This window comes from Vibrio sp. OY15 (assembly GCF_000742455.1).
Taxonomy (GTDB): Bacteria; Pseudomonadota; Gammaproteobacteria; order Enterobacterales; family Vibrionaceae; genus Vibrio; species Vibrio alginolyticus.
This window is the reverse complement of the sequence record NZ_JPIL01000009.1, coordinates 122,167-148,023: the sequence shown is the minus strand read 5'-3', so window position 1 is coordinate 148,023 and position 25,857 is coordinate 122,167. Positions and strand designations below refer to the sequence as shown.

Below are 25,857 nucleotides of genomic sequence, written 5' to 3'. Positions count from 1 at the left end.
CTCAAATGACTGATTAGCGGGCTCAAGCGAGCCCGCTTAGGTTTTGCAATGTTATTGTTGTTTTAACGCTTACTTAATCACTAACGATTAATGACGTTAGATATCAAGTTCTTTGTCTTCAACGTGGTTGGTGATCATCGCTTCAGTGGTGATCATCAAGCCAGCAACAGACGCAGCGAATTGAAGCGCTGAGCGTGTTACTTTCGCAGGGTCCAAGATGCCCATTTCGATCATGTTGCCGTATTCACCTGTTGCAGCGTTGTAACCGTAATCGGCATCACCCGCTTTAACAGCGTTCGCCACAACAGAAGCTTCGTCACCTGCGTTAGTTGCGATTTGACGAAGAGGCTCTTCCATTGCACGTAGCGCAACTCGGATACCCACGTTTTGGTCATCATTGTCGCCTTTTAGATCCGCCAATTCTTTCGCGATCTTAGTTAGGGCAACACCACCACCAGCAACAATACCTTCTTCAACCGCTGCGCGAGTAGCGTGTAGCGCATCGTCCACGCGGTCTTTCTTCTCTTTCATCTCAACTTCGGTTGCAGCGCCGATCTTGATCACCGCTACGCCGCCAGATAGCTTCGCAACACGTTGTTGAAGCTTATCTTTGTCGTATTGAGAAGTGGTTGTTTCTATTTGTTTTTCAATCGAAGCCACACGATCAGCAATCGCGCTTGCTTCTGCTGCGCCACCCACAATGGTTGTTGTGTCTTTGGTGATGGTCACTTTCTTCGCACTACCTAGTTGCTCTAACGTTGCTTTTTCGAGCTCTAGGCCGATTTCTTCAGAGATGACCGTACCAGCAGTTAGTACCGCAATGTCTTCCATCATCGCTTTACGGTTGTCACCAAAGCCAGGCGCTTTCACCGCGGTCGCACGCACGATGCCGCGCATGTTGTTCACAACCAATGTCGCTAACGCTTCACCTTCGATGTCTTCAGCAATGATCAATAGCGAGCGAGAAGATTTCGCCACTTCTTCTAGTACAGGCAATAGCTCGCGGATGCTGCTGACTTTTTTGTCCACCAATAGGATGTATGGGTTGTCTAGCTCGACGCTGCCATTTTCTTGGTTAGTGATGAAGTATGGCGACAAGTAACCGCGGTCGAATTGCATACCTTCAACCACAGACAATTCGTTGTTTAGACCTTGGCCTTCTTCAACCGTAATCACGCCATTGCGACCCACTTTTTCCATCGCTTCTGCAATGATTTCACCGATCGCGCGATCGCTGTTTGCAGAAATGCTACCCACTTGGGTAATGGATTCTTTGTCGCTGCATGGCTTAGACATTTCACGTAGTTTCTCAACCGCCGCTTCAGTGGCTTTGTCGATACCACGTTTTAGGTCCATTGGGTTCATGCCAGAGGCTACCGCTTTAAGACCTTCATTGATGAAAGATTGCGCCAGTACGGTAGCCGTCGTTGTACCGTCCCCCGCTTCATCATTCGCTTTGGACGCCACTTGTTTCACCATTTGTGCGCCCATGTTTTCGAACTTATCTTTCAGTTCGATTTCTTTCGCTACAGACACGCCATCTTTGGTGATGGTTGGCGCGCCGTAAGATTTATCAAGCACAACGTTGCGGCCTTTCGGGCCTAGTGTCACTTTTACTGCGTCCGCCAGTAAGTTCACACCTTTCAGCATTTTTTGACGTGCGTCATTAGCAAATAATACGTCTTTTGCAGCCATGGTTATCTCCTCAAAAAACTACTACAAAAATAATTACTCAACGATTGCTAACACATCAGATTCGGACAGAATTAAGTATTCTGCGCCGTCAATTTTCTCGGTTTTCACGCCGTAACCGTCATTGAAAATGATTTGGTCGCCCACTTTGACTTCCATCGCAGCGCGTTCGCCATTTTCAAGACGTTTACCTAAACCAACAGCAATGACTTTCCCGCGGTTTGATTTTTTCACCGACTGAGAAGTTAAAACGATTCCCCCTTCAGATTTATTTTCCACCTCTTGTCTTTCAACAATTAGCTTGTCATTTAAAGGACGAATTTTCATTTTTAAGTGCCTCCTACTTGGAACCAAAAATAAAAGACAAAATAAACATCAAGATGGATTTGCGAGTCGACAGCTCGCTTTCGATGAAAATAATAAGGTCGAAAAATGAGAGTTCAAGAGGTGAATTTGATAAAAATTTTTTATTAAATTAAATAAAATTTTCTATCGAATTATCGCATTCACAACCACTTAGCATCTCTTTATGATAGAAAATGTGCTCAATCAAATCTAGAGTGGTTACGTACTCTTAAAAAGGATAATCAAACAATGAAAAAGGCCGTATCTCTATTTCTTGCAACGTTATGCGTTGGCTTCCTCTCACCCAACGTGTCAGCTTCTGAACGCGCTGAACAAGGTTGGCAATTGATTGACGAGGGCGCGATGATTGTCGATGTGCGCACGCCGCAAGAGTTTTCTGAAGGGCATTTGGATAATGCCGTCAACTTCCCTTTATCTGAACTTGATAAACATTTTCAAGACGTCGATAAAGATCAAGCTATCGTGTTGTACTGTCGCAGTGGTAACCGCTCTGGCAAAGCGTATCAATACTTACAATCACAAGGCTTTACGAATCTGCACAATGCCGGTGGCTTAGAAGAACTACAAGACGCCAAATAGTCGTCTCCGTTCTAATATACAAAGTAAAAGCACAGAGCGTGTCGCAAGCGTATTGTAACGCGCTCTGTTTCTAAATACTTATCTACAACAACTCTACTATCTGGGCCCTGCATCAAATTGAGCCAGGTTATCCGATATCTCGATCCATGGCGCTTTCGACGCGACAAAAATATGGAAATCAGGCTTGTGAGAAGGTGTGTCATCCAAGATACCAAGGCGAATATTGACGATCCCATTGTTCTTTTTCGAATACAGACTTGATCCGCAGTGGCGACAAAAGCATAGCATGGTATTTTCGCTTTTCTGATAAGTTTGAATATCTTCTTTCCCTTGGATAATAAGCAGTTTATCCAACGCAATACCACCGGCAGATGAATAGTCAGAACCTGTGAACTTGCGGCATTCAGAGCAATGGCAATTTCCCATGTACTTGAATTCATCTGCCACTTCCAACTTTACCTTGCCGCACAGACATGAGCCTTTCAGTACTTCCATTTGAATTCCTTTTTGTTATGAATCTAATTGAATTAGATGGCTATCTCGACACCATGCCACTGCAATACGAAAAATTAAAGACAGGCAATACAGGTTTTCAAAAATGAAACGAAAATGTAAAACATTCCATTCAGAGGGAAGTGCGCTCGACACGTGAAAAATCGAGCTATTTTAGATACAAAAACACCAAGCAATAACGCTTGGTGTTTACCTCACAGAATGTCGCCTCAGAAAAGGCGCTTTCCGCTGTGCTTAAAAAATGCAGTGTTTAGTAAAGCTGGTCGCTTCGTTTGCAGTCCAGTCACCTTTCGGCTTATCTTTCAGGTTTTCACACCATTGCTCGCTGCCGACACCATCTTGCAGAACACAATGCTTTGCAAAGTCTACCGCGTTGTCTGCTGTCCATTCTGTTTTTGGCTTATCGCGCATGTCGTTACACCAGCCTTCAGTGCCCACTTCATCACTACAAGCGGTCAAAGCAGAAGCCGCCAACATCAGCATGACTAGTTTTTTCATAAATTTAAGGTTCCAGTTGCAAACAATAGTAAAATTAAACTCAATCTCTTCAACACATGCCCATTCAAGTGTCTGAATAAAGGCGTCACTAGCTGAAGTGACTTTTGTATCAACTATAACGAAATTATCAGTCTACGTGTTAAGACACCGAAAAATTATTGAGCGACTCTGTGTAAAGCGCGCCATTCTAAAAGCTATAGGCAGCGCGCTTTTGTTAGCTCACCAACCTTAAAAGAGCCAGTACCAAAGCACGCTAAACGCAGCTCTAATGCCATTTGTTCAAAGTGATCGACGACAGACTGCGTGCTGATCGTCGCAGCTTTTAATACCGCACCAGCTTGCCCAATGAGATTAGCACCCAAATGAATGGCTTTCGCCGCTTCAAGTCCGTTATGAACACCTCCCGAGGCGATCAACGGTAATGTAGGATGCAGTGCGCGGATTTGAGCCAAACATGTTGCTGTAGGGACACCCCAATCGCGGAAAAGCTCGGCTGCACGCTGCATTTTCGGATTATCTTGGCAATACCCTTCAACCGCACTCCAGCTTGTGCCACCCGCGCCCGCAACGTCAATTGCATCCACACCAGCATCAATTAATCGCTGCGCAACGTGTCCGCTAATACCAAAACCGACTTCTTTGATAATGATAGGAACCTTCACGCGAGATTTAAGCATCTCAATTGCCTGGAAAACACCAACCCAATTGTGGTCGCCATTTTTCTGAAACGCTTCCTGCATTGGATTAACGTGCACAAACAAGGCATCGGCTTGAATCGCCTCAACCGCACGTTGCGCATTATCGAGTTTACCTTTATCGAGCAATTGAGCGGCTCCAAGATTGGAATACAACGGTACTTCTTTCGCCAACTCACGAATGGTTTTACCCAAGCCCGAATGCTGACTTTCTTCTAAGCTAATCCGTTGCGAGCCCACACCCATGGCAATACCTAATTCACTTGCTGCTTCAGCTAGACGACAATTGATCGTTTCTGCGTCTTTTGCTCCGCCAGTCATCGAGCTAATCAAAAACGGTAGCGCTAATTGATGACCAAGAAACTCTGTCGATAAATCGATCGCGTGAAAGTCACATTCTGGCAGCGCACAGTGTTCAAACTCGACAGACTCAAAACCCGCCGTTTTATGCTTCATGCTCATATCATGATGTAAAACAGCATCTAGGTGTAAATCTTTTCGGTTAGTTTGCGGAGCCATAATGTCACCCTAAAGTAAAACAGTCGCGCAGTATTGCGATCCTTATCAGTAACGTCAATGCGAATTTTGTGAATTTGCCGGATTACTTTTCCGAAACGAGTAATGAGTCTCGACTGCCCCTGACATTATAAGAAAAGAAACTCGCTTTCCGTTTTAAACAAGCCGGCAAGTTTCTCTTCAAATTGAGATAATCAGCGTACGATACCCATGATGCAAATGGATCACATTGCTCTGTAGTTTACTTTACGCTGTCCGACAGAATTAGCGACACAACAGTGCTTGTCGTCGTTGGTTCAAACTGTTCGGGATCATCACAGAATTGAATTTTTCCTTTTTCTTCTACATGGAACAGCGGTACAACTGAACTACCTTTGTGATGCGCTAAATAATCTTGATACGTGAAGTTATCGCTCAATTTCGTGTGTTTAACCTCTGCACCACGACTTAACATACTGGCTAGCTGGGTATAGCTTACATTGCCGCCCATCAGCAATTTACCATGGTACTCCTGAGCCACGGAGTGCTTCTCGCTGCCATTGCTGTTGGTTTTCACTTTTTGTAAGCAGTGAACTTTATCTTCCCCGAACTCGTCGACGAATTGCATGCAAGCCATAATGTTGAAATGCTGATCGGGCGTTAATGCAACCACTTGACCTATTCCTATCAAGTTCAAGTTGTCGTCCGCGTGACTAGAAATAGGGTTGCCGTAATAGTAATCCAGTCCCAACATACGAACCTGACTGATGTACTCCCAGTTTGAGTCAGTCATTAATACGCGACGGTCATAACGCGACAACGCCTGCCCTATTTCTCTTGCTACTCGGTTAGCACCAATCAACAAGAAGCCGCGTGGTGCTGGCTCTGCGATGCCCAACGTCAGCGCTACAGGACGTGCCGTCGCACTTTGTAACACGACCGTTCCTATAATCACCATGAAGGTCATAGGGACCAGTAAAATCGCTTCATCAATGCCGTATCCAGTCAATTTGATCGCGAAAAGAGACGAAATCGAAGCAGCAACAATACCGCGCGGTGCAACCCAAGACAAAAACAGCTTATCTTTGAGACGCAAGTTGCTGCGGAAGGTTGAAAGAAAAATCGATAACGGACGCGACACTAACTGCATAAATACAAACAACAATAACGCACCGCTACCTAGCGCAGCAAAATCATCCAGACTGATTCGAGCCGCAAGGAAGATGAACAATCCGGTGATCAGTAAAATGGTTAAATGCTCTTTAAAATGCAGAATTTGCTGAATATTGATGTCTTTAGCGTTTGCGAGCCACATACCCATTACGGTGACGGTTAGTAACCCAGCTTCAGACTCAATGTGGTTAGAGACCGAAAATACACCTAGAACCACCATCAAAACCGCAAATGGCTGCAAATATTCCGGTAGCCAAGAACGACGCATGATCGTCGCAACTGCATAGCCTGAGGCCGCACCTAGCATGACACCGACAGCAATGATCGTCCCAAACACTTCGACGCTATTTATCGCACTGTGAGATACGATAAACTCGTAAACCATCACAACAAAAAGCGCACCGAGCGGGTCAATCAAAATCCCTTCCCATCGCAAAATGTTAGCAAGCGTACTGTTAGGTCTTACGGTTCGTAGAAGTGGCACGATGACCGTCGGCCCTGTTACTACGGTTAAGCTGCCGAACAACATGGCAAGCTCCCAAGTAAAGCCGAGGAAATAGTGTGTTGCGATACTGGTCGCTGCCCACGAAATGATCGCCCCGATGGAAACAATGCTCCATACCGAACCACTCACGCCACGAATTTCTTTAAAATTTAAGGTCAAACTGCCTTCAAATAAAATCACTGCCACCGCTAAAGAGACCAACGGAAAGAGCAAATTACCTAATATCTCATCAGGGTTTAACCACTGCATAAATGGCCCGACGATCAGCCCTGCCAACAACAAAAATAAAATCGCTGGCAAACGCAATCGCCAAGCTAACCATTGGCAACCTAAACCAATAACCCCAACCGCTGACAGCACCAGCGCTTCATTACCCACTTGCATCAATAATTACCTGTTTTTGTCTTTTTTCGCGTGAATGCGCTATACCCGAATACATTCAGCCTTACGGTCAAATAGAAACAACCGAACGTGCAAATCAAACGACTGACCTTCGATGACATCGCTACGAAACGCACATGTTTGAAGTCATTTGGCGATCGCATCAGAACTATGAATATAGTTGACCCCCAATGACTTAACGACTCATTTTTGTTCATCAGGTTTTAAAGTGGCACACAAGTGTGCGACTTTGTCGAATTCATCATTACGCATTGAGTTTCATTATGTAGAATGATTTCTAAAGAAAGCGCGGAACCTAGCACTATATGAGGCTAAGGCATAGAGCATGAACTAAGCTTTAGCGTAAGTGCTCAAAGTTAAGAATCGTGTGTCACGCGACGTACGCAAGGAGAAATGGATTGTACGTAATACTAGCACTGTTCATGGCGTGTCTCGCCATCCTCATCGGAGTGAAAGCCGCCAACCGAGCTGCACTTTTAGAAAAAGAACTAGCCAAACTTCGTGAGGAAGTCACATCACTACGAGCCAGTGTCCATGGGGGCTCAAACCAACAAGCGCACCAACAATTCAGCATCGAAAAAGACACACCATCTGTAGCGACGTCACCTCACATAGAATCACCACAGAAAGATGTCTCATCCTCTGGGGAACATGATCCAGCTACCAACCTAGACTTGGACCAGAGCGCTGCGAATCAAGGGTACGCCCAGACAAGAGAAGTGCAACTGGATGTTTTTAGTCAAGAAAATGAGTCATTCCTTCAGAGTAAAGTTCAGAGCCTGCTTAGCAACATTCAAGAAAATTGGTTGGTTTGGGTAGGCGCATTGGCCATGCTGATCGGTGGAGGTTATCTCGTACAGGTGATTGGTAGTCACATCCAGTTTTCGCCATTTATGCGAGTGTCCTTTGCCTTTGTGATCTCATTACTTATGGTGCTTGTTGGCGAGTGGTTTCACCGTAAAGAACAACAGAATCCGCAACGGGCAGCACGAGCCCAAGGCTTTACGTATGTTCCTGCTGCTGTTACCGGTACGGGATTAACGGGCATTTACTGCACCGTCATTTTTGCCTTTGTGGTTTATCAAATGCTAACACCGAGTATCTCGTTGATCATCTTGGCTTCAGCGGCATTTTTCAGTTTAGCATTATCATTGCGACAAGGGCCGTTAATGGCCGTGCTTGGCTTAATTGGTGGCTACACAGCACCACTGTGGATTGGGGGTAATGAACCCAACTACTTCTTGTTTGCCGGATACATCTGCGCAATTTCGTTCGCGGCGACCTTATTGATGCAAAAAGTGCGTAGGGCATGGATTACGCCAAGTATCGCGATTCCACATGTCATTTGGATGTTGCTGTTGATTGAGAGTGTACCAACAGAACGGTTGTTCTCGTGGCTCGCGATTTATCTCTCCATCACTTTGTATCTCATTTTCGCGGTTCCGAGAATGGGTTGGATGCTCAATCCTCGCTTTCGTCACTATCAAAGCAAGTGGACAAACTCGCCGACCGCTACCGCTCTCGCAACTGCTTTATTGACCTTTTCTGCCGTCACCAGAATGCCGGAGCTGAACACTCTACAAATGGCGTACTGTTATACGCTGCTTGTTGCGAGCATCTGGCTACCAGCACTTCGTACAGGCTGGTCATTACGTGTATTTTTGCCATCCATACTCGTCTCGGCAACCGCGCTGATAGTTCTTACCATCGCTTTTGATGCGCTGTATATGGTAGAGCGAGAAGCTAGCATCCTATTCGCATTGGCGGTGAGTATTGCGCTGATCTGCTATCGAACATATTGCCAATCACTTAGTGACCGTTCGCAACTCAGTGGGCTGCTTCTTCTGGTACTGGCTCCCGCGATGAGCTTAATTACGTTGTTTTATATTGACGAATTTATGCAGGGCTACCTGTGGTATTGGACTGCATTCTGCGCATTGATGGCCACTTACTACGTTGTGCTTGGTCAGCGTGCACGTTCGTTGGCATTAGAATGCTCTGCCGTTATGCATGCTTTAATCATAGGTATTGCTTTTGCTTGGTTGAGCGATACTTGGTTAACAACAGCAATCTCAATACAAGTTGCGATAATGGCCTTACAGGCTCAAGTCGGGTTATTTCGACCTGCGAGTTGGGCGATTAAAGTGGCAATGGGAATACTGGTTATCCGACTCACGCTGCTACCTTTCATCCCCGAATGGCAACCGGTAGAAGCTGGGCATTGGGCTTGGGTTCTTGTGAGTTATATGCCTTCTCTCTTCATCTTGTCTTATGCTCGTTCAACACTAAAACAAGTGGACCGAGAACTGACCAACTGGTTTGAAGGGGCGTTTTTACATGTATTCTTAATGGCATTGTTCACCCAAACTAACTACTGGTTAACGGGGCAATATGGTTACTTGGGGCACATCGACTTCACAAGTGCGGCAGTCTTTGCCAATCAAGCATTAGTTATGGGTTTGGTATACAGCTACCGCAGCCAATTTGCGCAACGCTTAAGCCGTATCTACGAAATCTATAGTTACTTGCTTTGGTGCGCGTTCGCTATATTGATTATTTTGCTTAATACGGCAGAATCGCCGTTGGTGACTGATAACGTCTCGGCACAAGCACTTCCCATCTTTAACATGCTGAGTATCGGCTGGCTGTTACCAGCTTGCATCCTGCTTATCGCAACCTTTAAACGCTGGAATACGTTGCAAGTTCATCGATTTGCGATTGCTAGTCTAGGCTTTTTACTTGCAGCCATTTGGTTGGGGATGTCTATCCGTCAATTCTGGCAAACCACATCGATGATGCTGTATCAGCCAACCAGCATGGCAGAGTTGTTCAGTTATTCAGTGGCTGGCTTGCTCGTAGGTGGATTGCTGACTTGGCGCGGCGTGACCCAACAGGGCCTGATGATGCAGCGTGTCGGTCTAGTGGTCCTTGCCTGTGTCGCACTGAAAGTATTCTTATGGGATGTGAGCTCTCTGGATGGGTTCTGGCGAGCAATAAGCTTCTTAGGCTTAGGTGCGTCTTTGATAGCACTTGGATGGCTATTCCAGAAATTGAATCGTTCGGTGGCAAAAGCACTCGAGCCCTAGACGAGTCAAAGAGAGATTCCCGACAGTGCGCTGTTTTCGTTATTGGGGGACGATAACAGTGTAAAGCCGGGAATCATTGGAGTGTTCGTTACTTCAGTAAAGCGACCACGGTATGACGACGCACGTTTGCTTGCGCATTCAATGCCTGAAAAGTTGAAGTAAACTCGCCAGACTTTTGCATGAATCCATCCAGTTTTGCATTCACTTCATTGACTGAAAGCTGTGCGGTTTTGGTTTGGATAGAACGCATTTGAGTATTCAGTTCACCATGAAAAGCTTTCGCTTCCTGCAAGCTCGTTTGAACTTGTTTCAGATGCTGATTTACTTTGGCAATCGTCTGCTTGATGCCGTCGCGTGGGCCTAGATCAAACCCGAGCTCCGCAATACCATCTGGCTCAGACTTTAAGTTCAAAACGTTAGGCTGTCCCGCAGGGAAGCGGTGCCCTTCCCCCGTTACCATCACCTTTTGCTGCATTTGTTGATAAGCGTTGTCTCTGGCTTCAAATAAAATGCTGCCATCATCGGCTAATGAGGCTCGCATTCCTAACGCAATCAAGCTGCGATCCAGCATTTTGACCGTTCGCTCACCGTCTGATTGTCCATCAAACTGAATCATCACCGCTTGACCTTGAGGAAAATCCAAACGGATTTGCTCGGCCTTGTCGCTTAAGCGATGAACATTCAAACCTGGAATAGAAAAGCGACGAATATCCGCTTTATCCAGTTTTAAGTGCAGTTCGTTATTTAGGACTTTCTGGCCATCGAAACGTGCTTGCTCAACGACTTTTTGGATGGTGGCTTTAGAACGAACCAATGTATCCTGCAAACCAGGAACATTTTGTACGCCTTGATTAATAGCTTGCGTCAAACCACGTTTAATTTGCGTGAGCTCTTTGCCAATCACCTGCAGCGATTTGGACGCGATCTGAACCGCCGTGGCTTGCTGCTGACCCTGCGTAAGCTGAATACCAGATACAGAGTAGGCTGACGCAGTGTCAGCCTGAATTTGCGCCGGGCGCGGTTTAATTGCCGTACTTGAGTCTGCAGAACGGGTCGGCATGATAGAGGCTTGTTCTTGTCCACCTAAGCGTATGCTATGGGGTCTAACCTCTACTGTACTCATTACCATAAAAAGAACTTCCTAACCTTATAAACGGTCAAACAGCGACAAACCATCGATCTTCACATAGCTTGCTTGCGTTGCTTGCAAAGCGGCCATGTAATTACTCAATCGTACCGACGCTTCACCATAGTCCAGAGCAGAGAGGTCTCCAGATACTTTGTCAACGAACAGCTTGTTTTCACTGTGCGCGCCACCAACAAGATCTAAGTTGTTGTGTCGACCACCAATCTCAGTCATGGTCCCCAGTACGTTTGAAAAAGTATCGTCGATAGCACTGATACTCGCCTCAACTTCAGCTCTGAAGTTGGCGGTAGGGCTCTCAAACTCTTTGATCAGCGCATCAATTTGGTTAAGCACGTTATGGCCTCCCCCAAGGTCCAATATTTCTTTTGCAGTCATATTGGAATCCATCGTGACACCTTTAGCAATTGTTACTACGCGCTTGTCACTATTACCTTCAATTACGTAGCTGCCGCTCGCTTTACTTACAGCCGCAGTATCCGTTTTAGTACCAGAGAAAAGGTAGTGCCCTTCTTCATCCTGCGCGTTAAAAGACGACTCAATAGAATCACGGTAACTCTTAAGCTCTGTAATCATACCGCCACGACTTTCGTCAGTAAGAGAGCCGTTCGCACCCCAAAGCGCGATGTCTCGCATGCTTTTTAAGCTTTCTTTGATCGAATCTAAATGGGTTTCTTGACTCGATAGCGTCGTTTTTACGTTTTCAATGTTGTTTTTGTACTGAGCAATCGCACTGGTTTCTCGGTCTAAGTTAAGCAACTTGATCGAAGCCATTGGATCATCAGACAGCTTGGTCAAGCGCTTGCCAGTAGACATCTGTTGCAGAGCTTCGCCTAGTCCCGCGCTATTGCTCTGCAAGCTGTGCAACATCATTTGACTAAATTGATTGTCACTAATTCGCATCTAAACTTTCCTCTTAGAATAACTGCAGAATAGAATCGAGCAGTTGATTTGCTGTGCTGATCACTTTCATGTTGGCATTGTGCGCATTAGCAAACATCATTAGGTTAGCCGCTTCTTCATCGCTGTTTACGGAACTAACATTATCGCGAGCTGCGTGCGCTTGCTTGTTCATGGCTAACTTCGCTTGATAATCAGCATTAGCTTGGCGTGCTTTAATTGCGGTTTGACCCACCATTGAACTAAAGGCATCGTTCAAGCTTACTGAGCCGTAACCTGATACCGCCACTGGCTTGTTGCTTAACTCGATCAATGATTGCAACGCATCTGCGTTACCAGGTGTTCCATCACTTGAGAACGCAAGCTCATCTGGAGTTAGCTTGGTAATATCCAAACTGGCTGCAGGGGTTGCTGGGTCATAGCTGAACAAAGGTTTACCTGGGTTGCCATTTAAGTCTTTGCCAGTCGCAAGCACGGCGTTGTATTCATCCGCGAGAGCTTTCGCCATGTCATTCAGAGCCAATTGGTTTGGTTTCAACACTTCGGTTTGATAGTCATTAATCGCACCTAATTTGCCACCAAGCGAGTCACCAATCGCAAAACTTTGATTCGAGAACGTGACGTGTAAGTCCGCCAAGTAAGGATCACTCGGGTCAGGAATGGCTTCCAGTTTGCCATGGTCCGTACCCATCACAAGCGGTTGACCAGAGGTTAGTGTGACCTGAACACTGCCGTCATGCTGCTGTGTTGTTTTGATTTCAATGGTTTGAGATAACTCACCGATTAACCTATCTCGTTCATCCATTAACTGTGATGGGTTACCACCTGTACCTTGCATCTCTACCAGTTGCTTGTTCACCTTCGCGATATTTTCCATAAGGCTATTCGCGTGGTTAAGCGCAGCATTACGTTGGTCGCTCATGTCTTTATGTTGATTGTATAAAGATTCGGTAAGCGTATTAAAACGGCGGGCCAAAGCTTCAGATTCGTTAATGATCTGCTGGCGGTAAGGTATGGATTCCGGCTTAACGGTCGCATCGTTAAGCGCAGCGTTTAGCGAGTCCAAGCCAGCCGATATACTGAAACCATCGGCACCAAGCGTATTCTCCAGCTGACTCATGTTACTGGTGTATCCAGATGCGTATGCCGCCATACTGTTAGTCGACCACGTTTGCTTAATCAGAAATTGATCAGTAACGCGGCGAATGCTAGTGACTTCTACCCCTAAACCTGGACTTAAGCGATTGGCTTTACCATCATCGACAGACGCCATCAACGCTTGTTGACGACTGTAACCCACGGTATTCACGTTTGCCACGTTTTGCGCGGTTACGTCTAGGGCCACACGGTTCGCGCCTAAACCTGAAAGGGCAATATTAACTAGGTTCATTTACAGCTCCATTTTTCTGATCAACGGCTGAGAAAACGCGGTAGTCATACCGGCCTCACCGAATACCTGTTTAACAGAGGCGACGGCTTGAGAAGCGGTATTAAATAGGCTTGAATTCTTCTCAACCTCTTTAGAATCTACTTGTGAGTTAGATTCAGAATTCGAACCTTTACCATCGTTAGCGGATGAGATGTTGCGCGCAGCATCGAAAGCAACCTCACGCATAGACGGGCTCAGCTGCTGGATGAGCATATTGGCAATGCCTGAGCTCTGTTTCTTTGCTAGTTCCATCGCCAGCTGTCCGTCATACATATCACGGAATACCCCTTGTTGCTGACTGGCAAACGGGCTGTCTTTATCAGCAAGAGCGTCACTACTGCTACGCATTTGGCGTAACACCATTTGTAGGAACATTGCCTCAAATTGACCTGCGACGACTTCAAGTGCGCCTTCTTGATCACGACTATGCTTGATGTTAGCCAATGCACTGTTGTCGTGATAAAGCATCGAATTTAACTGAGTTTGTTCATTGGTACTGTCTAGCTTCATCCTTAACTCCTTATATCACGACCAATTCAGCGTTCAATGCACCCGCTTCACTCAAAGCTTGCAGGATAGACATCAAGTCTGTAGGCGTGGCACCTAAACTATTTACCGCATTAACTATGGTGTTAAGTTCCGTGCCTGGAGGCCAAATCACCATCTGAGCGAGATCTTCATTCACATCAAGATCCGTTTGGTTAACGACTTTCGTATCGCCATTTGCAAACGCATTAGGCTGACTAACTTGTTGTGATTCAGAAATTCGCACGGTCAAGTTACCGTGACTTACTGCTGCTTCACTCACTTTGACACTCTTACCGATCACTACGGTGCCAGTGCGAGAGTTAAAGACAATACGAGCAGGTTTACGGCCTTCAACGACGCTCATTTCTTCAAGCATCGACATCATGACGACACGCTGCTGTGTATCTTTTGGTGCACGCATATCAATGCGCGCTTTATTGATCGCAACTGCAACGTTAGGCCCAAAAGTGTTGTTAATTTCACGCGCAATATTTTTTGCTGTAGTGAAGCTAGGCTTGCGCAGGTTTAGGGTGATTTCATCACGTTGGTTGAAATCGGTTTTGATTTCTCTCTCTAAAGTCGCACCATTCGGAACGCGACCCGCCGTTGGTGTGTTTACTTCTACTTTGGAGCCACTTCGCCCCTCTGCAGATAAGCCGCCCACAACCACGTTACCTTGCGCAATCGCGTACACTTCGCCATCAATACCACGTAAAGGCGTTAGCAATAACGTACCACCGCGAAGGCTCTTTGCATCACCGATTGAAGACACAACCACATCCAACGTTTGTCCTGGGCCTGCCATTGGATCAACGGACGCTGTCACACTCACAGAAGCCACATTTCGTAGCTTAGGGTTCATACTGTCATCAATTTGAACCCCAAACTGACGTAGCATGTTGGTAATAGATTGAGAGGTAAATTTCACTTGGTTTCGGTCACCTTGGCCGGCTAAGCCAACCACCAAACCATAACCAACCAGTTGGTTTTCTCGAATGCCGCGAACATCGACCAAGTCCATGATCGGAATTTCCGCTTCAGCACGTGAAGTGCCTGGTAGTCCCAAGGTCAACACCAATAGGAGAGACATAAAGAAAGATTGCATTGTCTTCATTAGAAAGGTACCCATGGGCTGTTGAAGAACTGAGTTAGCCACCCGGCTGCGTTGCTGTCAGCTAGGGCTCCGCGACCTGCGTAGGTAATTCTTGCATCAGCAATTCGTTGAGAAGAAACTTGGTTACTGCGGTTAATATCATCCACACGGACGATACCGGTTAGGCGAATAAACTCGTCGCCTTGATTAAGACGAAGCCATTTTTCACCGCTGATACGCAATACGCCATTAGGTAATACTTCGTGTACCGTTACCGTAATGGCACCTTGAAGCTTGTTGCCTTGTGAACTTGATGCACTGCCATCGAAGTTACGTTTGCCATCCACGCTAACCCCTAACTCATCGATAGTTTTCGTGCCTATGGTCGGCGCCACAAAGTTAATTGCTGAACTTTTACCGAACTTAGTACCCGCATTTTTACTCGATGAGGTTTCTTCTGATAGTTGAACCGTTAATACATCGCCAACTCGGTAAGCACGACGATCCTGAAACAGGGTCATCGTGTATTGGTGACGATAAAGGCTACCAGATTGGGTTTCCGGCAGCGTGTAATCGAGCGTTGGTGGTGCATATTCCTCAGCATTCGGCTCAGGCGGAATAAATTCCTGACGGCCAGCACATCCCACCAGCAACACGGCGGCTACTGCCCAACTCTTAGAAAGCCATTTCATTGCTTTTTCCTTCATCATCACCAATTTCATACTTACATTGATTGCGAAACAAACTTCAGCATGTCATCTGCAGCAGAGACCACTTTCGCATTCATCTCATACGCACGTTGAGTGGTGATCATGTCGACCATCTCTTCTACTACTTGTACGTTTGACCCTTCCAGTGCACCTTGCTTGATAATGCCGGCACCATCAGCTCCTGCAATCAGCTCATCAGCTGGACCGCTGGCTTCCGTTTCACGGAATAAGTTGCCACCCATGGCCTCTAAGCCGGCTGGATTGATGAATTTTGCAAGTGTAATTTGACCAAGCTGCTGAGGTGTTGGATCGTCTGCTGTTGTTGTAGTCACGGTGCCATCAACACCCACAGAGAAAGAGACCGCATTGTCAGGGATCTGGATTTGAGGCTCTAAAGGCAGGCCCTGACTGTTCACCATTAAGCCTTCTGAGTTTCGATGGAACTGACCATTACGTGTATACATGATCTGTCCGTCCGAGTTTTCTATTTGGAAGAAACCCTGACCCATTACAGCAAGATCCAACTCTTGCGTTGTGTTTTGGGTATTACCTTGCGTGAACACTTTTTGTGTGCCAACAACGCGAACACCGCTACCTAGCTGAATACCACTTGGTAGTTCGTTAACTTGGTCTACTTGAGCGCCTGGTTGACGCTGAATGCTGTAGAAAAGATCTTCAAATACGACTCGGTCACGCTTAAAGCCAACCGTGTTTACGTTTGCTAGGTTGTTAGAAATGGCAGTCATCTTCGTGTCTTGCGCTGCCATGCCTGTCTTACTTACCCATAATGCTGAATGCATTTTTTACTCCTTGCGGGGCGAGACTTAGCTCGCCGCCATTAATTTGTTACCAGCTTTTGCTAGAGTTTCCGCCGTTTTCATCATGCGAACTTGCATTTCAAAGTTGCGCGTCAGCGACATCACACTAACCAATTCATCAATAGCAGATACGTTACTGCCCTCAATGTGCTCAGGAGAGAGTTGCACGGTTTCATCTGCCGCAAATGGCACGCCATCTACGCTGTGCAGCAAGCTATCGCTCTCTTTTTGCAGTTGATTAATTTCCGGTTTAACCAACTTCAAAGTGCCTGCCACAATTTCTGCGCCGCCACCTGGTGGGATCACTGAGACTTGACCACGCTCGCTGATTTCAATCTTTTGATAATCCGGCACAACCAAAGGACCATTGTCACCGAGGACAGGGAACCCATTGATTGTTAGAGCGCCAAAAGTATCGACCTGAATATTGCCTGCACGGGTGTAAGCTTCGTTACCCGCTGGGGTTTCTACAGAGAGATATCCCTCCCCCATAACCGCAACGTCCAACGGACGTCCTGTTTTCACAATATCGCCAGCGTCGAAACGTGTTGAGGCAGAGTTGGTCACAACCATAGTGCGACCATCAAAACCTGGGCCTTGCATCTCTACACTACGCACACGCTCCATATCCGCTCGAAAACCCGCAGTATCAGCATTTGATAAGTTGTTTGAACGAACGTGCTGCGCTTTAAGAACTCGGCTGGCACCCGACGTTGCCGTAAATAACAAACTATCCATGCAAAACTCCCATTACACCGCGTTAAACAAAGCTTGAGTAAGCTTGTCGCTGGTAGAAATTGTCTTTGCGTTTGCTTGGTAGTTGCGTTGTGCAGTCATTAGAGCAACAAGCTCGCTGGTTAAGTCAACGTTAGAACCTTCTAATGCACCCGGAGTTAGGTCACCCATCGTACCTGAACCCGGAACACCCATAATTGGAGCACCTGAGCTAAAGCTTTGAGTCCATGATGTTCCACTCACTTTCGCTAAGCCTTGTGTGTTTGCAAAATCAGCAAGAACAACCTGACCTTGTAGCTGTGATTGGCCGTTAGTGTAAGTCGCGTAAACCATGCCGTTACCTTCAACGCGTACACCTGCAAGTTCACCTGATGTGTAACCGTTAGGACTATTAGTACTTACGCCAAAAGCTGCACCAAATTGCGTGCTGCCTTTCAGGTTAATGTCTACACTCATCGCGTTCGCGCCTGCTGCAGGGAATGAAACATTAAACGGCGCAGTCGGTGTTGAAAGCGATCCGTCTTTACCAAACGTTACAGGCACAGTTGCTACTGGCGTCGTACCGCCATCTACTTGAACGTTCACTTCCCACGAGTTAGAAGCAGTCTTAGTAAAGTACTGAGTTACCGTGTGCGAGTTACCCAATGAGTCGTAGACTTTTGTTGTGTAAGACGAGTTAAATGAGCTTGGATCTTTTGGATTGAATGGCGTTACGGCTTTATCAATAACAGACGCGCTTGCGTCGAAGTTCGCAACAAAATCTAAGCTGTCTGTTGCTTTAGCATTCAGTGAGGAAGTCGATACCTGAATATTACCCACAGAACCTGTCATTAGGTTGTTGTTGCTATCGACACTGTAACCTTGAAGCTTTGCACCGCTGTTAGCCGTAACAAAGTTGTTCTTATCCGTTGAGAACACACCTGAACGTGTGTACAACATTTGGCCCATATTATCTTTAGTAACAAAAAAGCCACCGCCATTAATAGCTAGGTCCATCGCACGGCCAGTTCCTGTGATACTGCCGTCTTTGTCGAAGTTCTGTGAAATTGACGCGACTTCCACACCACCAGGTTGCATGCCATTGTATACAGCGGAGAATTCTGTGCGGCCACCTTTAAAACCATACGTTGATGCGTTGGCAATGTTGTGGCTGATTGTGTTTAGCTCTGTGTTGGTCGCGTCCAGACCACTTAGTGCGATGTTAAAACTCATAAATAGACCTCTGATTTCCGTATTTGGTTAAGCACCAAACTGAGTGATTTGATAGAAAGGAACGTTGCCAACGCCATGGACATTGACTAATGCTGCGCCACCGGTATTAGGAATGCGCACTTGCTCAACAGTGCCTGCCATCAGCACATTTGGACTTGCTTGCCCTTCTTGCACTTCTACGGCCACTGAGTATTTGCCTGGTTTAAGACCAAGTTCTTCAGGATTAATTGAAAAGTCGACGTCACCTTTGCCGTGAGCACCTAGTGGCACTTTAGTTGATTGACCAAATTCATCTTTAACAACTAACGTGACTTGGTTTGAGCTATGAGCGAGTTCGATTTTTCCGTTTTGTACGTCTTCACCAAGCTGAAATTCATCCGCATTGACGTAAACCGTTTGCCCAACAAGGCCCGCTGTTGACAGCACTTGCATGTTGTCCAGTAACACCATGCTCTGTTGCATTGTCTTAGACATATTCTCGGTACTTTGTACCTGCGAGAACTGAGCCAATTGACCAACGTATTCCGTACCATCAAGGGGATTAAGTGGGTCTTGGTTTTGAATTTGAGCCACCATCAAAGAAATAAACTCATTCTCCAATGAAGAAGCGCTGTTCATGTCTTTAGGGTTTGGTGAGATACCGTTGCTGTCTTTTGCTTTTGTATTTACTGGAGCGTCAGACGATAAAGGGGTGTATTGCGCAATACTCATTAGCTGCCCTGCCCTAATCTAAGCAGACCTTGCTGCATACTTTTTACATTGGCTAATACTTCAACATTCGTTTCGAAGCTGCGTGTTGCGGACATCATGTCTGCCATTTCAGCAACTACATCAATATCTGGGTAAAACACATAGCCTTCATCATTAGCCAGTGGGTTGTTCGGCTCAAAACGCTTCTCTGCATCTCCAGCATTTTTAACAACGTCAACAATGCGAACTTCTGCATTGGGATAAGCTCCATTTTCTGTTGTCATTTGCGTTTTTTGGTACACAGTCGCAAATACTGGCTTAAGCGCTTTATAAGCATCTTCTGGATTTGCAGATACTGCATCTGCGTTTGCTAAGTTACTGGCTACCGTATTCAGACGCACAGTTTGTGCTGTCATCGCGGAACCAGTGATCGAGTAAATATCAGTGAATGACATAATTAACGTCCCTCAATCGCTTTCGCTAAGCCATTAAATTTCATGTTGAGAAACGTCAGGCTAGTTTGAAAGTCCATGTTGTTTTGCGTGAATTTTGCTTGTTCAACACCAAGCTCTACGGTGTTGCCATTTTTGCTATTCTGGTAAGGCACCGAGTATTGGGCCTGAACCTGGAACTTTGGCACCGGTTTGTTCACACCACCTGCCGTTACTTGGTTCATTACGGTGGTGAAACTTAGGTCTTTCGCCAAATACCCAGGGGTGTCAACATTTGCTAGGTTACTGGCGAGGACTTTGGTACGCTGAACGCGAAAATTAAGTGCCTCTGGATGTACTCCTAAAGCATTTTCAAATGTGATCGCCATGCATCTTCCTTACAGTTGGCTCGAATACGCCAACATACAAACAAGATACGTGCCATAAAAAATAGCTATATATATCAATGACTTACAAACAAGGATGGAAGCCAAACTTCCGGTTCTCGGAAAGCATTAAAAACAAGAGGAAAGTGTCCACTTCCTCAACAATAATGCTGACGTTACTCGCTTTGACATCAGAACAAGCATTCGCCAACACCAATGACAAAACCCTAAGCGTTGAAGAGATAAAATCCGTTGTAGCAACGGATTTCGAACAAGAGGTGGATCGCGTAGCGCTCTCCAATCAGTGGGGGAAGTACAAACTGGACTTCGACATGTGGGTGCCCGGTTCAGCCAATCACTTGCCAGAATGTGGATCGCCTTTAGTTATCACAGGTCGTGACAACAACACGTTGCCAGTCGGTAACCTCAAGCGCTCAGTCAGCTGCGACAATATCGCATCACCATGGCGAATTAACGTTACGATAAAGTCTTCGCTGACTCTGCCTGTTTTGGTCGCGACAACCACGGTTGGCCGAAATGAAGTCGTAACGGCTAAACACATAAAGCTTGAAACCCGAACCATCTCTCGCCAAGACGATTTTTATACTCGCCCCGAGCAAGCAGTAGGCTTAGAAACCTCTCGTCGTTTGCGGGCTGGACAAGTGGTTAATCCATCCAATTTGTCGGCCCCACCTCTAATCGAGAAAGGCAATGAAGTCATAGTCATTGCGAGCAAAAATGGATTTAGTGCCAGCACAAAAGGAGTCGCCTTAGAAGATGGAGCGAAAGGGCAACAAATTGACGTGGAAAACCCAAGTTCGGGCAAGGTCATAAGAGCAGTCGTAACTGGATTAAACCAGGTTCATACTCAATTTTGATTTTTTGACTCGGGGTAACATTTTTTAATTTTGGCTCTCGTCAGTAACACTGAACTTCGAGTACAAAAAAAATATTTAATGTTTATCACATTCTAACCGCCTACTTAATTTAGAACATGATGATGAGGACCACAGCATGAAAATCGACAAAGTCGCGGGCGGTCATGTCCCACAAACAAAATTACAGCAAGCAAGCAAACAGCCTGTCGACGTCGTCGAACAGAGCAAAGTACACGAGCCTGCATTTCAAGCGAATACCGTAGCGATAGATCGCGCTCAAGCTGAAATGGCATCACTACCTGATGTTGATATGGAAAAAGTAGAACAAGTACGCAACGCATTAGCGCGTGGTGAACTTAGCCTAGATACAAAAGTGTTATCCAAGGCAATCATGCAGTTCCATACAGGTCACGAGTAATAAAACGCTAGGAAGACATCATGGCAAGCGCAGTATCGCAGCGAATTCAACAATTTGTTCGCTCTATATCTGAGGATATTAAGCTTTATCAACAACTGCTTCCTTTGCTTCAGCAGCAAAAGGTATTGTACTTAAAGTTTGATGGAGAGGCACTGAACGACAATGTTCAAAAACAAATGCCGATACTCAATAAACTCAGCCGCTCCGCCAATGACAGAAGCCAGTGTATGCGAGCGCTGGGGTTAGCATGTAATGACGCCAGCGTAAAACGAATTTTCAACGCTTTGCCTGCCCAAATAGGTATGCAAGCTAGAAAACAATGGGCGCTATTGGAAACGTTGGTAAGTCAGTGCCAACAATACAATCAGAGCAATGGCCACAGCTCTGCGGCGTTCCATGAGTTGGTCAGTCAACTCAAACAACCTGTGCAACACACTTATGAAGATAAATCGTTCTAAACGATGTTCGTCTTGCCTACAGATTCAGTCGCCATCTCGGCTGAGTACTGTAGGCCTTTTTATTTTTATTGCCTTTCTGTCCTACCTTCCATTCACATGCCAGGCAAAACCAAATGCTGTCGATATTCAAACGCAGTATCAAGTATTAGCCCCATACAAGCCACAAATTGCCAAGCGTCTCGATTCATCCAAACCGGTAATTAACCACATTTTCAAACAGCTTCAAAACCACTCATTACCAAATAGCCTAGCCTTAGTGCCAATGTTAGAGTCTTCTTACAATCCCAAAGCCGTTTCTCATGCTAACGCCGCCGGACTTTGGCAATTGATACCAACCACAGCGAAACGATTCGGATTAACGATAAATACAAAACAAGACGATCGCTTTGACACAGAAGCCAGCACAACGGCCGCGCTCAAGTACCTGGCGTTTTTATACAACAAATTCGATCAAAATATGGCTCTGACCTTAGCTGCATACAATGCCGGAGAAGGACGCGTTGCACGTGCTATTCAGCAAGCAGGAAGTCGAGATTTCCAACAACTCACGCTGCCTAACGAGACTCGTCAATACGTCAGCCGCTTCTATGCATTGGAAAAGTTGATAGATATCGGTCAGTTACAATCCTCATCATTTCAACCTTTACTCTTGTTTGCTCCAGACACTCCTATGATTTCACAACCGCTGGTCGACTTTAGCCGACTGCCTCCGCTAGTTAATTTGTGATAAAAGCTACGACAGAGCCCAATGTCAGAGAAACGTAAAATTACAAGATCCTGTTCGGCGAATTTGAAAACTCGTGATCTCTATGCAAACGTGTGCAAAAAAGTTGAGGTAAGGTATCTCAAAGATAAGAAAGAGTAGTGGTTTACTAAAAAGCGCCCCAATTGCGCTTGGCAATTGGGTAGATATGCGTCACATTGCGTTTGCAAAAAACATGAAAACCAATGGTCAGACCTAATAATTATTTACACACTAAATGTAAAACAGCTATTGTTTTCATAGTTCGAAACAAATCTAACATATCAAGATGACGCTTCGCTTGCGCGTCTGGAATAAGTCCGGGTTCCGGGGGGGAGTCCGGACTTTTTATTGCTCTAAAATCTTTGCCCACAATAGAGCCAACAGAAGCTAAGTCGTAATAATGCAAGCTAGCTGCTTATAGTAATTCTTTAGAAATCAACTGAAGTAAAAACGTTTCGCGCTCAATGCTCATGCCTTTTTTCGGGCTTTCTGCCATCGTTTTTTCATTGTGTGCAATTGCTTCGTGTATGTTCATCCATACCGGGCGCATTCCATTTTTAACTTCGTAATCTTCATACGCCGTTTCGCCAAGCTCACGTTCGATTTTACATGTATAACAATACGACACCATGTGCATCACGTCAGCGTCATCCTTGTACCACGGACGAAACTCCTCAAAGATTCCGAAAGGCTTAATACCATGTATATTTTGGGCGCCCGTTTCTTCCTCTAATTCACGGACTAATCCAGCAATGACATCTTCACCATCATCAATACCACCGCCTGGTAACGTGTAGTCATGGTAACGTTCTGTATAGAGCAACAGCACATCTTCACCATCAAGTACAATGGCTCGCGCTGCATTGCGCTGAAAAACAATTTTGTCATCCAAATGCTCTATGTCTGGATGAACGGTCGATTTTAAATGTCTCATCGAAAATACCACGGTCAATGTTTTGTGCGCATATTACCGAATTTCACACTTTAAATCATTGTTGTAGGCCAGGTACGTTCGAGCGCTTGTCAGGAAGTGATTGATATGACCTTCACAACAATACGCCAAGAACAGAAGTGTGACGTGCTAATCAGCAATAAATGAGAATATCTAAATTCTTATACGTCCCTCTTACTTTTAACATCGATAAGACAATAATCTCTTAAAGTTGCCTATAATCAATACAATACTCGCCCACCCCATGCGGAGATAAAGAATGAAAAAGACAAATTTAATGATGGCTATGGCTGCAACATTGGTACTGGCTGGTTGTTCAACTTACGAGGGAGCGACCCGATCAACTGAGTATACCTCCGTTGCAAATCCCGCAGCCGTATACTGTGTTCAGCAAGGTGGTGAGCTGGATACCGTGTCGGAAAACGGCGAACGTGTCACTTACTGTGTGCTGTCGGACAATGAACGCGTCGAGCAATGGGAATACTATCGCGAGAATCACAAAGAAAATGAGGGTGACAACTACTAATTATTTTTATCGATACGTCACCTTCCCTCTATCACTTAGGAGCCTTTGGGCTCCTTTTTTATTTGATTTATCAAAGTGTTCTTACGTTGTTTTTACATATCTCTGACTTTACCGCACATCGACCCTATATCGAACAGTGTTCTATTCTTGACATTCCCCTGACATAACTTTCCACTTGGACAATAAAATTCCAAACACAGATCACACTAATTCACATTTCTTCCACATTTTCTGGGACAGGTGAGCAAGATGAAAACACAAATAGTAAAAGAAGCCGAGTCAGCCCCAAGCAACGTTGTTACTGAAAAATCAAAGCGCATTATTTATAAATCGAGTTTAAACGCCTTGATGATTGTCGCTATAAGTATTCTCGTTAACCTTAGTCTTCGTCTTGATTATGTCGTGTTGGGATCAAGCCTTGGCGAGCTTTCCGTTACAGAAACGCTCCAGCTTGTGATGCTTGCTATTGCATCATGGTCGTTTTTCAGCTTATCGAAACAACAGCCTCAGCTAAAGCATGCGGCTATTTTGATTGCAGGATTTTTTGCAGTACTGATTATTCGCGAAACGGACTATTGGACAGACATGATTCATCATGGCTCTTGGGTTTTCCCAGCACTTGCTGTCACCGCACTGGCTTGCGCCAAAGCTTACCAAGGTGGTAAAGGTACCATGAACGAAATGGCGACCATTTTAACGGTGCCACATATGAAGCTATTAGTTGGTGCTGTAATGCTATTATTAGTCTTCTCTCGTTTGTATGGTATGGGTAGTTTTTGGCAACAAGTGATGGACGAAAATTACATCCGTGATGTTAAAAATATCTCAGAAGAAGGTATAGAACTGCTTTGCTACTGTTTGATCGCATTAAGCGCCGTCCGTACAAAACGCGAGCTTAATGAATAGACTCAGGATCAAAGCGACGGTTCAATGCAGTCAGTATCGGATGGAAGATACTTAATGCCTTTTCCGCAGCACCTACAGATTCATCCAAGGCCGTCATTTCGACGGCCTTTTTCATTTCTTCAATATCTTGCAAAGCCTCTTTATCGAGCGGGAAAGAGAGCAATTTGTGAATAGCATCTCTTGCGATCATCAGTGGCTTTTTTCGGACAATTGATAAATCTCGGAAAAATACGCCATGCTTGACCCCTTCTAAATAAACTCGGTAGGTTGTGAGTTCATCGAGTAGCAAGAATGTCTCCGCCATAAGCCCTTTATGTGGGTATGGCACGCTAATATGTTTGCTGATATCCAGTGGAATATTGAGGGTCACCCCCATGGATTCGCAATCGGATTTAAGTACTCGTAATAAGCCTTGCTCATCCATCAAATTCTGGATATCAATGATTCGTTCGAGGTGGTAGTCATTAGACAGCAAGATAACCTCAACCGGATGCCCCGACCATAACTCGAACAACCCACTTTTGCACAAAACTTGGGAAACATAACGCATGTTTTGAAACGTGTTCAACGACTCCGTTTCTAAGAGTATATGACGTTCAGGGAACGGATTCACAGAGTCTGCGTTTAGGGTTCTAAAATACGCGTACATCGCCTCTGCTTCAGAAACACTTTGTCCTTGCGTTACTCCGCCACAAAAAATAATCGCCGTTCGCTCTGTCAGTAGTGATGCAGTCCTACAAGACAAAGCTTCGACTCTTGTTATGCCCTCAGAGGTCAACCTGTTATTGACGAGACGTTTACCTAAAACGATGGCGATGTTGTCTAACTTCATTTTAAAATCTCGCGCTTAGTTGGCAGTGTTACAAAAATCTTCTTTCACTCCCGACCCACAAG

General features: G+C 45.5%; 28 protein-coding genes. 8 read left to right on the top strand and 20 right to left on the bottom strand.

Translation table 11 applies throughout. The features are described 5' to 3' along the window. Positions 1 to 96: 96 nt before the first annotated feature. Together groL and IJ23_RS11145 are read right to left on the bottom strand one after the other, a co-directional pair. The gene (gene groL / locus IJ23_RS11150) at positions 97 to 1,695 is read right to left on the bottom strand and encodes a chaperonin GroEL (RefSeq protein ID WP_005388702.1); all 1,599 of its coding nucleotides are present in this window, start codon (positions 1,693 to 1,695) and stop codon (positions 97 to 99) included. A gap of 33 nt (positions 1,696 to 1,728) precedes the next feature. Beyond that, positions 1,729 to 2,019, bottom strand: coding sequence for a co-chaperone GroES (locus IJ23_RS11145; RefSeq protein WP_005373989.1), 291 nt, complete (start codon positions 2,017 to 2,019; stop codon positions 1,729 to 1,731). Positions 2,020 to 2,286: 267 nt separating this feature from the next. Between IJ23_RS11145 and IJ23_RS11140 the strand changes: the two genes are divergently transcribed. Beyond that, a complete protein-coding gene (locus IJ23_RS11140) occupies positions 2,287 to 2,637 on the top strand; it encodes a rhodanese-like domain-containing protein (RefSeq protein WP_033906293.1) in 351 nt (116 codons plus the stop codon). Positions 2,638 to 2,733: 96 nt separating this feature from the next. Here IJ23_RS11140 and IJ23_RS11135 read toward each other — a convergent pair whose 3' ends face one another. The 4 genes from IJ23_RS11135 to IJ23_RS11120 all read right to left on the bottom strand — a co-directional run bounded on the left by IJ23_RS11135 (position 2,734) and on the right by IJ23_RS11120 (position 6,900). After that, positions 2,734 to 3,132, bottom strand: coding sequence for a GFA family protein (locus IJ23_RS11135; protein ID WP_033906292.1), 399 nt, complete (start codon positions 3,130 to 3,132; stop codon positions 2,734 to 2,736). A 252-nt stretch (positions 3,133 to 3,384) separates the two neighbouring features. Continuing rightward, positions 3,385 to 3,648: a DUF3012 domain-containing protein gene (locus IJ23_RS11130; RefSeq protein WP_005373992.1), complete on the bottom strand. Its 264-nt coding sequence runs from the start codon at positions 3,646 to 3,648 to the stop codon at positions 3,385 to 3,387. Between the two features lie 194 nt (positions 3,649 to 3,842). Then, positions 3,843 to 4,862 carry a type 2 isopentenyl-diphosphate Delta-isomerase gene (gene fni, locus IJ23_RS11125; protein WP_005388695.1) on the bottom strand — a complete coding sequence of 340 codons (1,020 nt, stop codon included), beginning with the start codon at positions 4,860 to 4,862 and terminating at the stop codon, positions 3,843 to 3,845. A 238-nt stretch (positions 4,863 to 5,100) separates the two neighbouring features. Beyond that, positions 5,101 to 6,900, bottom strand: a complete 1,800-nt coding sequence (locus IJ23_RS11120; protein WP_033906291.1) for a cation:proton antiporter — start codon at positions 6,898 to 6,900, stop codon at positions 5,101 to 5,103. 440 nt (positions 6,901 to 7,340) lie between these two features. On the opposite strand from IJ23_RS11120, the gene IJ23_RS11115 reads away from it, so the two are divergent. After that, positions 7,341 to 10,004 (top strand): DUF2339 domain-containing protein, encoded by a 2,664-nt coding sequence (locus IJ23_RS11115; RefSeq protein WP_050550084.1) that lies wholly within the window; start codon positions 7,341 to 7,343, stop codon positions 10,002 to 10,004. An 88-nt stretch (positions 10,005 to 10,092) separates the two neighbouring features. Here the strand turns inward: IJ23_RS11115 and IJ23_RS11110 are convergent, their stop codons facing one another. The 12 genes from IJ23_RS11110 to flgB are packed head-to-tail and all read right to left on the bottom strand — an operon-like array spanning position 10,093 to position 20,083. Next, positions 10,093 to 11,133, bottom strand: coding sequence for a flagellin (locus IJ23_RS11110; RefSeq protein WP_033906289.1), 1,041 nt, complete (start codon positions 11,131 to 11,133; stop codon positions 10,093 to 10,095). 18 nt (positions 11,134 to 11,151) lie between these two features. Further along, positions 11,152 to 12,051 carry a flagellar hook-associated protein FlgL gene (flgL, locus tag IJ23_RS11105; protein WP_005373998.1) on the bottom strand — a complete coding sequence of 300 codons (900 nt, stop codon included), beginning with the start codon at positions 12,049 to 12,051 and terminating at the stop codon, positions 11,152 to 11,154. A gap of 13 nt (positions 12,052 to 12,064) precedes the next feature. Further along, positions 12,065 to 13,438 (bottom strand): flagellar hook-associated protein FlgK, encoded by a 1,374-nt coding sequence (gene flgK / locus IJ23_RS11100; RefSeq protein WP_033906288.1) that lies wholly within the window; start codon positions 13,436 to 13,438, stop codon positions 12,065 to 12,067. Further along, complete coding sequence (locus IJ23_RS11095) at positions 13,439 to 13,987, bottom strand: rod-binding protein (RefSeq protein ID WP_033906287.1); 549 nt, start codon at positions 13,985 to 13,987, stop codon at positions 13,439 to 13,441. 10 nt (positions 13,988 to 13,997) lie between these two features. Next, the gene (locus tag IJ23_RS11090; protein ID WP_086026720.1) at positions 13,998 to 15,134 is read right to left on the bottom strand and encodes a flagellar basal body P-ring protein FlgI; all 1,137 of its coding nucleotides are present in this window, start codon (positions 15,132 to 15,134) and stop codon (positions 13,998 to 14,000) included. Continuing rightward, entirely contained in the window at positions 15,119 to 15,790 is a 672-nt protein-coding gene (flgH, locus tag IJ23_RS11085) for a flagellar basal body L-ring protein FlgH (RefSeq protein ID WP_017635111.1), read from the bottom strand. The genes IJ23_RS11090 and flgH overlap by 16 nt, the downstream gene beginning before the upstream one ends. A 32-nt stretch (positions 15,791 to 15,822) precedes the next feature. Then, entirely contained in the window at positions 15,823 to 16,608 is a 786-nt protein-coding gene (flgG, locus tag IJ23_RS11080; RefSeq protein WP_005374008.1) for a flagellar basal-body rod protein FlgG, read from the bottom strand. A gap of 24 nt (positions 16,609 to 16,632) precedes the next feature. Further along, positions 16,633 to 17,364, bottom strand: coding sequence for a flagellar basal-body rod protein FlgF (gene flgF, locus IJ23_RS11075; protein ID WP_005374009.1), 732 nt, complete (start codon positions 17,362 to 17,364; stop codon positions 16,633 to 16,635). A 12-nt stretch (positions 17,365 to 17,376) separates the two neighbouring features. Next, the gene (gene flgE, locus IJ23_RS11070; RefSeq protein ID WP_017635110.1) at positions 17,377 to 18,573 is read right to left on the bottom strand and encodes a flagellar hook protein FlgE; all 1,197 of its coding nucleotides are present in this window, start codon (positions 18,571 to 18,573) and stop codon (positions 17,377 to 17,379) included. Between the two features lie 27 nt (positions 18,574 to 18,600). Beyond that, on the bottom strand, positions 18,601 to 19,284 hold the full coding sequence (gene flgD, locus IJ23_RS11065; protein WP_005384410.1) for a flagellar hook assembly protein FlgD: 684 nt from the start codon (positions 19,282 to 19,284) through the stop codon (positions 18,601 to 18,603). After that, positions 19,284 to 19,718 (bottom strand): flagellar basal body rod protein FlgC, encoded by a 435-nt coding sequence (flgC, locus tag IJ23_RS11060; protein WP_005374012.1) that lies wholly within the window; start codon positions 19,716 to 19,718, stop codon positions 19,284 to 19,286. The genes flgD and flgC overlap by 1 nt, the downstream gene beginning before the upstream one ends. A 2-nt stretch (positions 19,719 to 19,720) precedes the next feature. Continuing rightward, entirely contained in the window at positions 19,721 to 20,083 is a 363-nt protein-coding gene (gene flgB / locus IJ23_RS11055) for a flagellar basal body rod protein FlgB (RefSeq protein WP_005374013.1), read from the bottom strand. 77 nt (positions 20,084 to 20,160) lie between these two features. On the opposite strand from flgB, the gene flgA reads away from it, so the two are divergent. The 4 genes from flgA (at position 20,161) to IJ23_RS11035 (ending at position 22,561) form a co-directional block, all read left to right on the top strand. Next, the gene (flgA, locus tag IJ23_RS11050; protein ID WP_033906286.1) at positions 20,161 to 20,958 is read left to right on the top strand and encodes a flagellar basal body P-ring formation chaperone FlgA; all 798 of its coding nucleotides are present in this window, start codon (positions 20,161 to 20,163) and stop codon (positions 20,956 to 20,958) included. A 136-nt stretch (positions 20,959 to 21,094) separates the two neighbouring features. Beyond that, a complete protein-coding gene (gene flgM, locus IJ23_RS11045; RefSeq protein WP_005374016.1) occupies positions 21,095 to 21,376 on the top strand; it encodes a flagellar biosynthesis anti-sigma factor FlgM in 282 nt (93 codons plus the stop codon). A 20-nt stretch (positions 21,377 to 21,396) separates the two neighbouring features. Next, the gene (gene flgN, locus IJ23_RS11040; protein WP_005374018.1) at positions 21,397 to 21,834 is read left to right on the top strand and encodes a flagellar export chaperone FlgN; all 438 of its coding nucleotides are present in this window, start codon (positions 21,397 to 21,399) and stop codon (positions 21,832 to 21,834) included. Beyond that, positions 21,815 to 22,561, top strand: coding sequence for a lytic transglycosylase domain-containing protein (locus tag IJ23_RS11035; RefSeq protein ID WP_021707687.1), 747 nt, complete (start codon positions 21,815 to 21,817; stop codon positions 22,559 to 22,561). The genes flgN and IJ23_RS11035 overlap by 20 nt, the downstream gene beginning before the upstream one ends. A 433-nt stretch (positions 22,562 to 22,994) precedes the next feature. Here the strand turns inward: IJ23_RS11035 and IJ23_RS11030 are convergent, their stop codons facing one another. After that, positions 22,995 to 23,513 (bottom strand): NUDIX hydrolase, encoded by a 519-nt coding sequence (locus IJ23_RS11030; protein WP_005374021.1) that lies wholly within the window; start codon positions 23,511 to 23,513, stop codon positions 22,995 to 22,997. A 277-nt stretch (positions 23,514 to 23,790) separates the two neighbouring features. On the opposite strand from IJ23_RS11030, the gene IJ23_RS11025 reads away from it, so the two are divergent. Further along, positions 23,791 to 24,057 (top strand): putative hemolysin, encoded by a 267-nt coding sequence (locus tag IJ23_RS11025; RefSeq protein WP_005374023.1) that lies wholly within the window; start codon positions 23,791 to 23,793, stop codon positions 24,055 to 24,057. A gap of 249 nt (positions 24,058 to 24,306) precedes the next feature. After that, positions 24,307 to 24,963 carry a hypothetical protein gene (locus tag IJ23_RS11020; protein ID WP_005374025.1) on the top strand — a complete coding sequence of 219 codons (657 nt, stop codon included), beginning with the start codon at positions 24,307 to 24,309 and terminating at the stop codon, positions 24,961 to 24,963. Here the strand turns inward: IJ23_RS11020 and IJ23_RS11015 are convergent. After that, a complete protein-coding gene (locus tag IJ23_RS11015; RefSeq protein ID WP_033906285.1) occupies positions 24,953 to 25,795 on the bottom strand; it encodes a YdcF family protein in 843 nt (280 codons plus the stop codon). The two genes, IJ23_RS11020 and IJ23_RS11015, sit on opposite strands and share 11 nt — an antisense overlap. Positions 25,796 to 25,857: the final 62 nt, after the last annotated feature.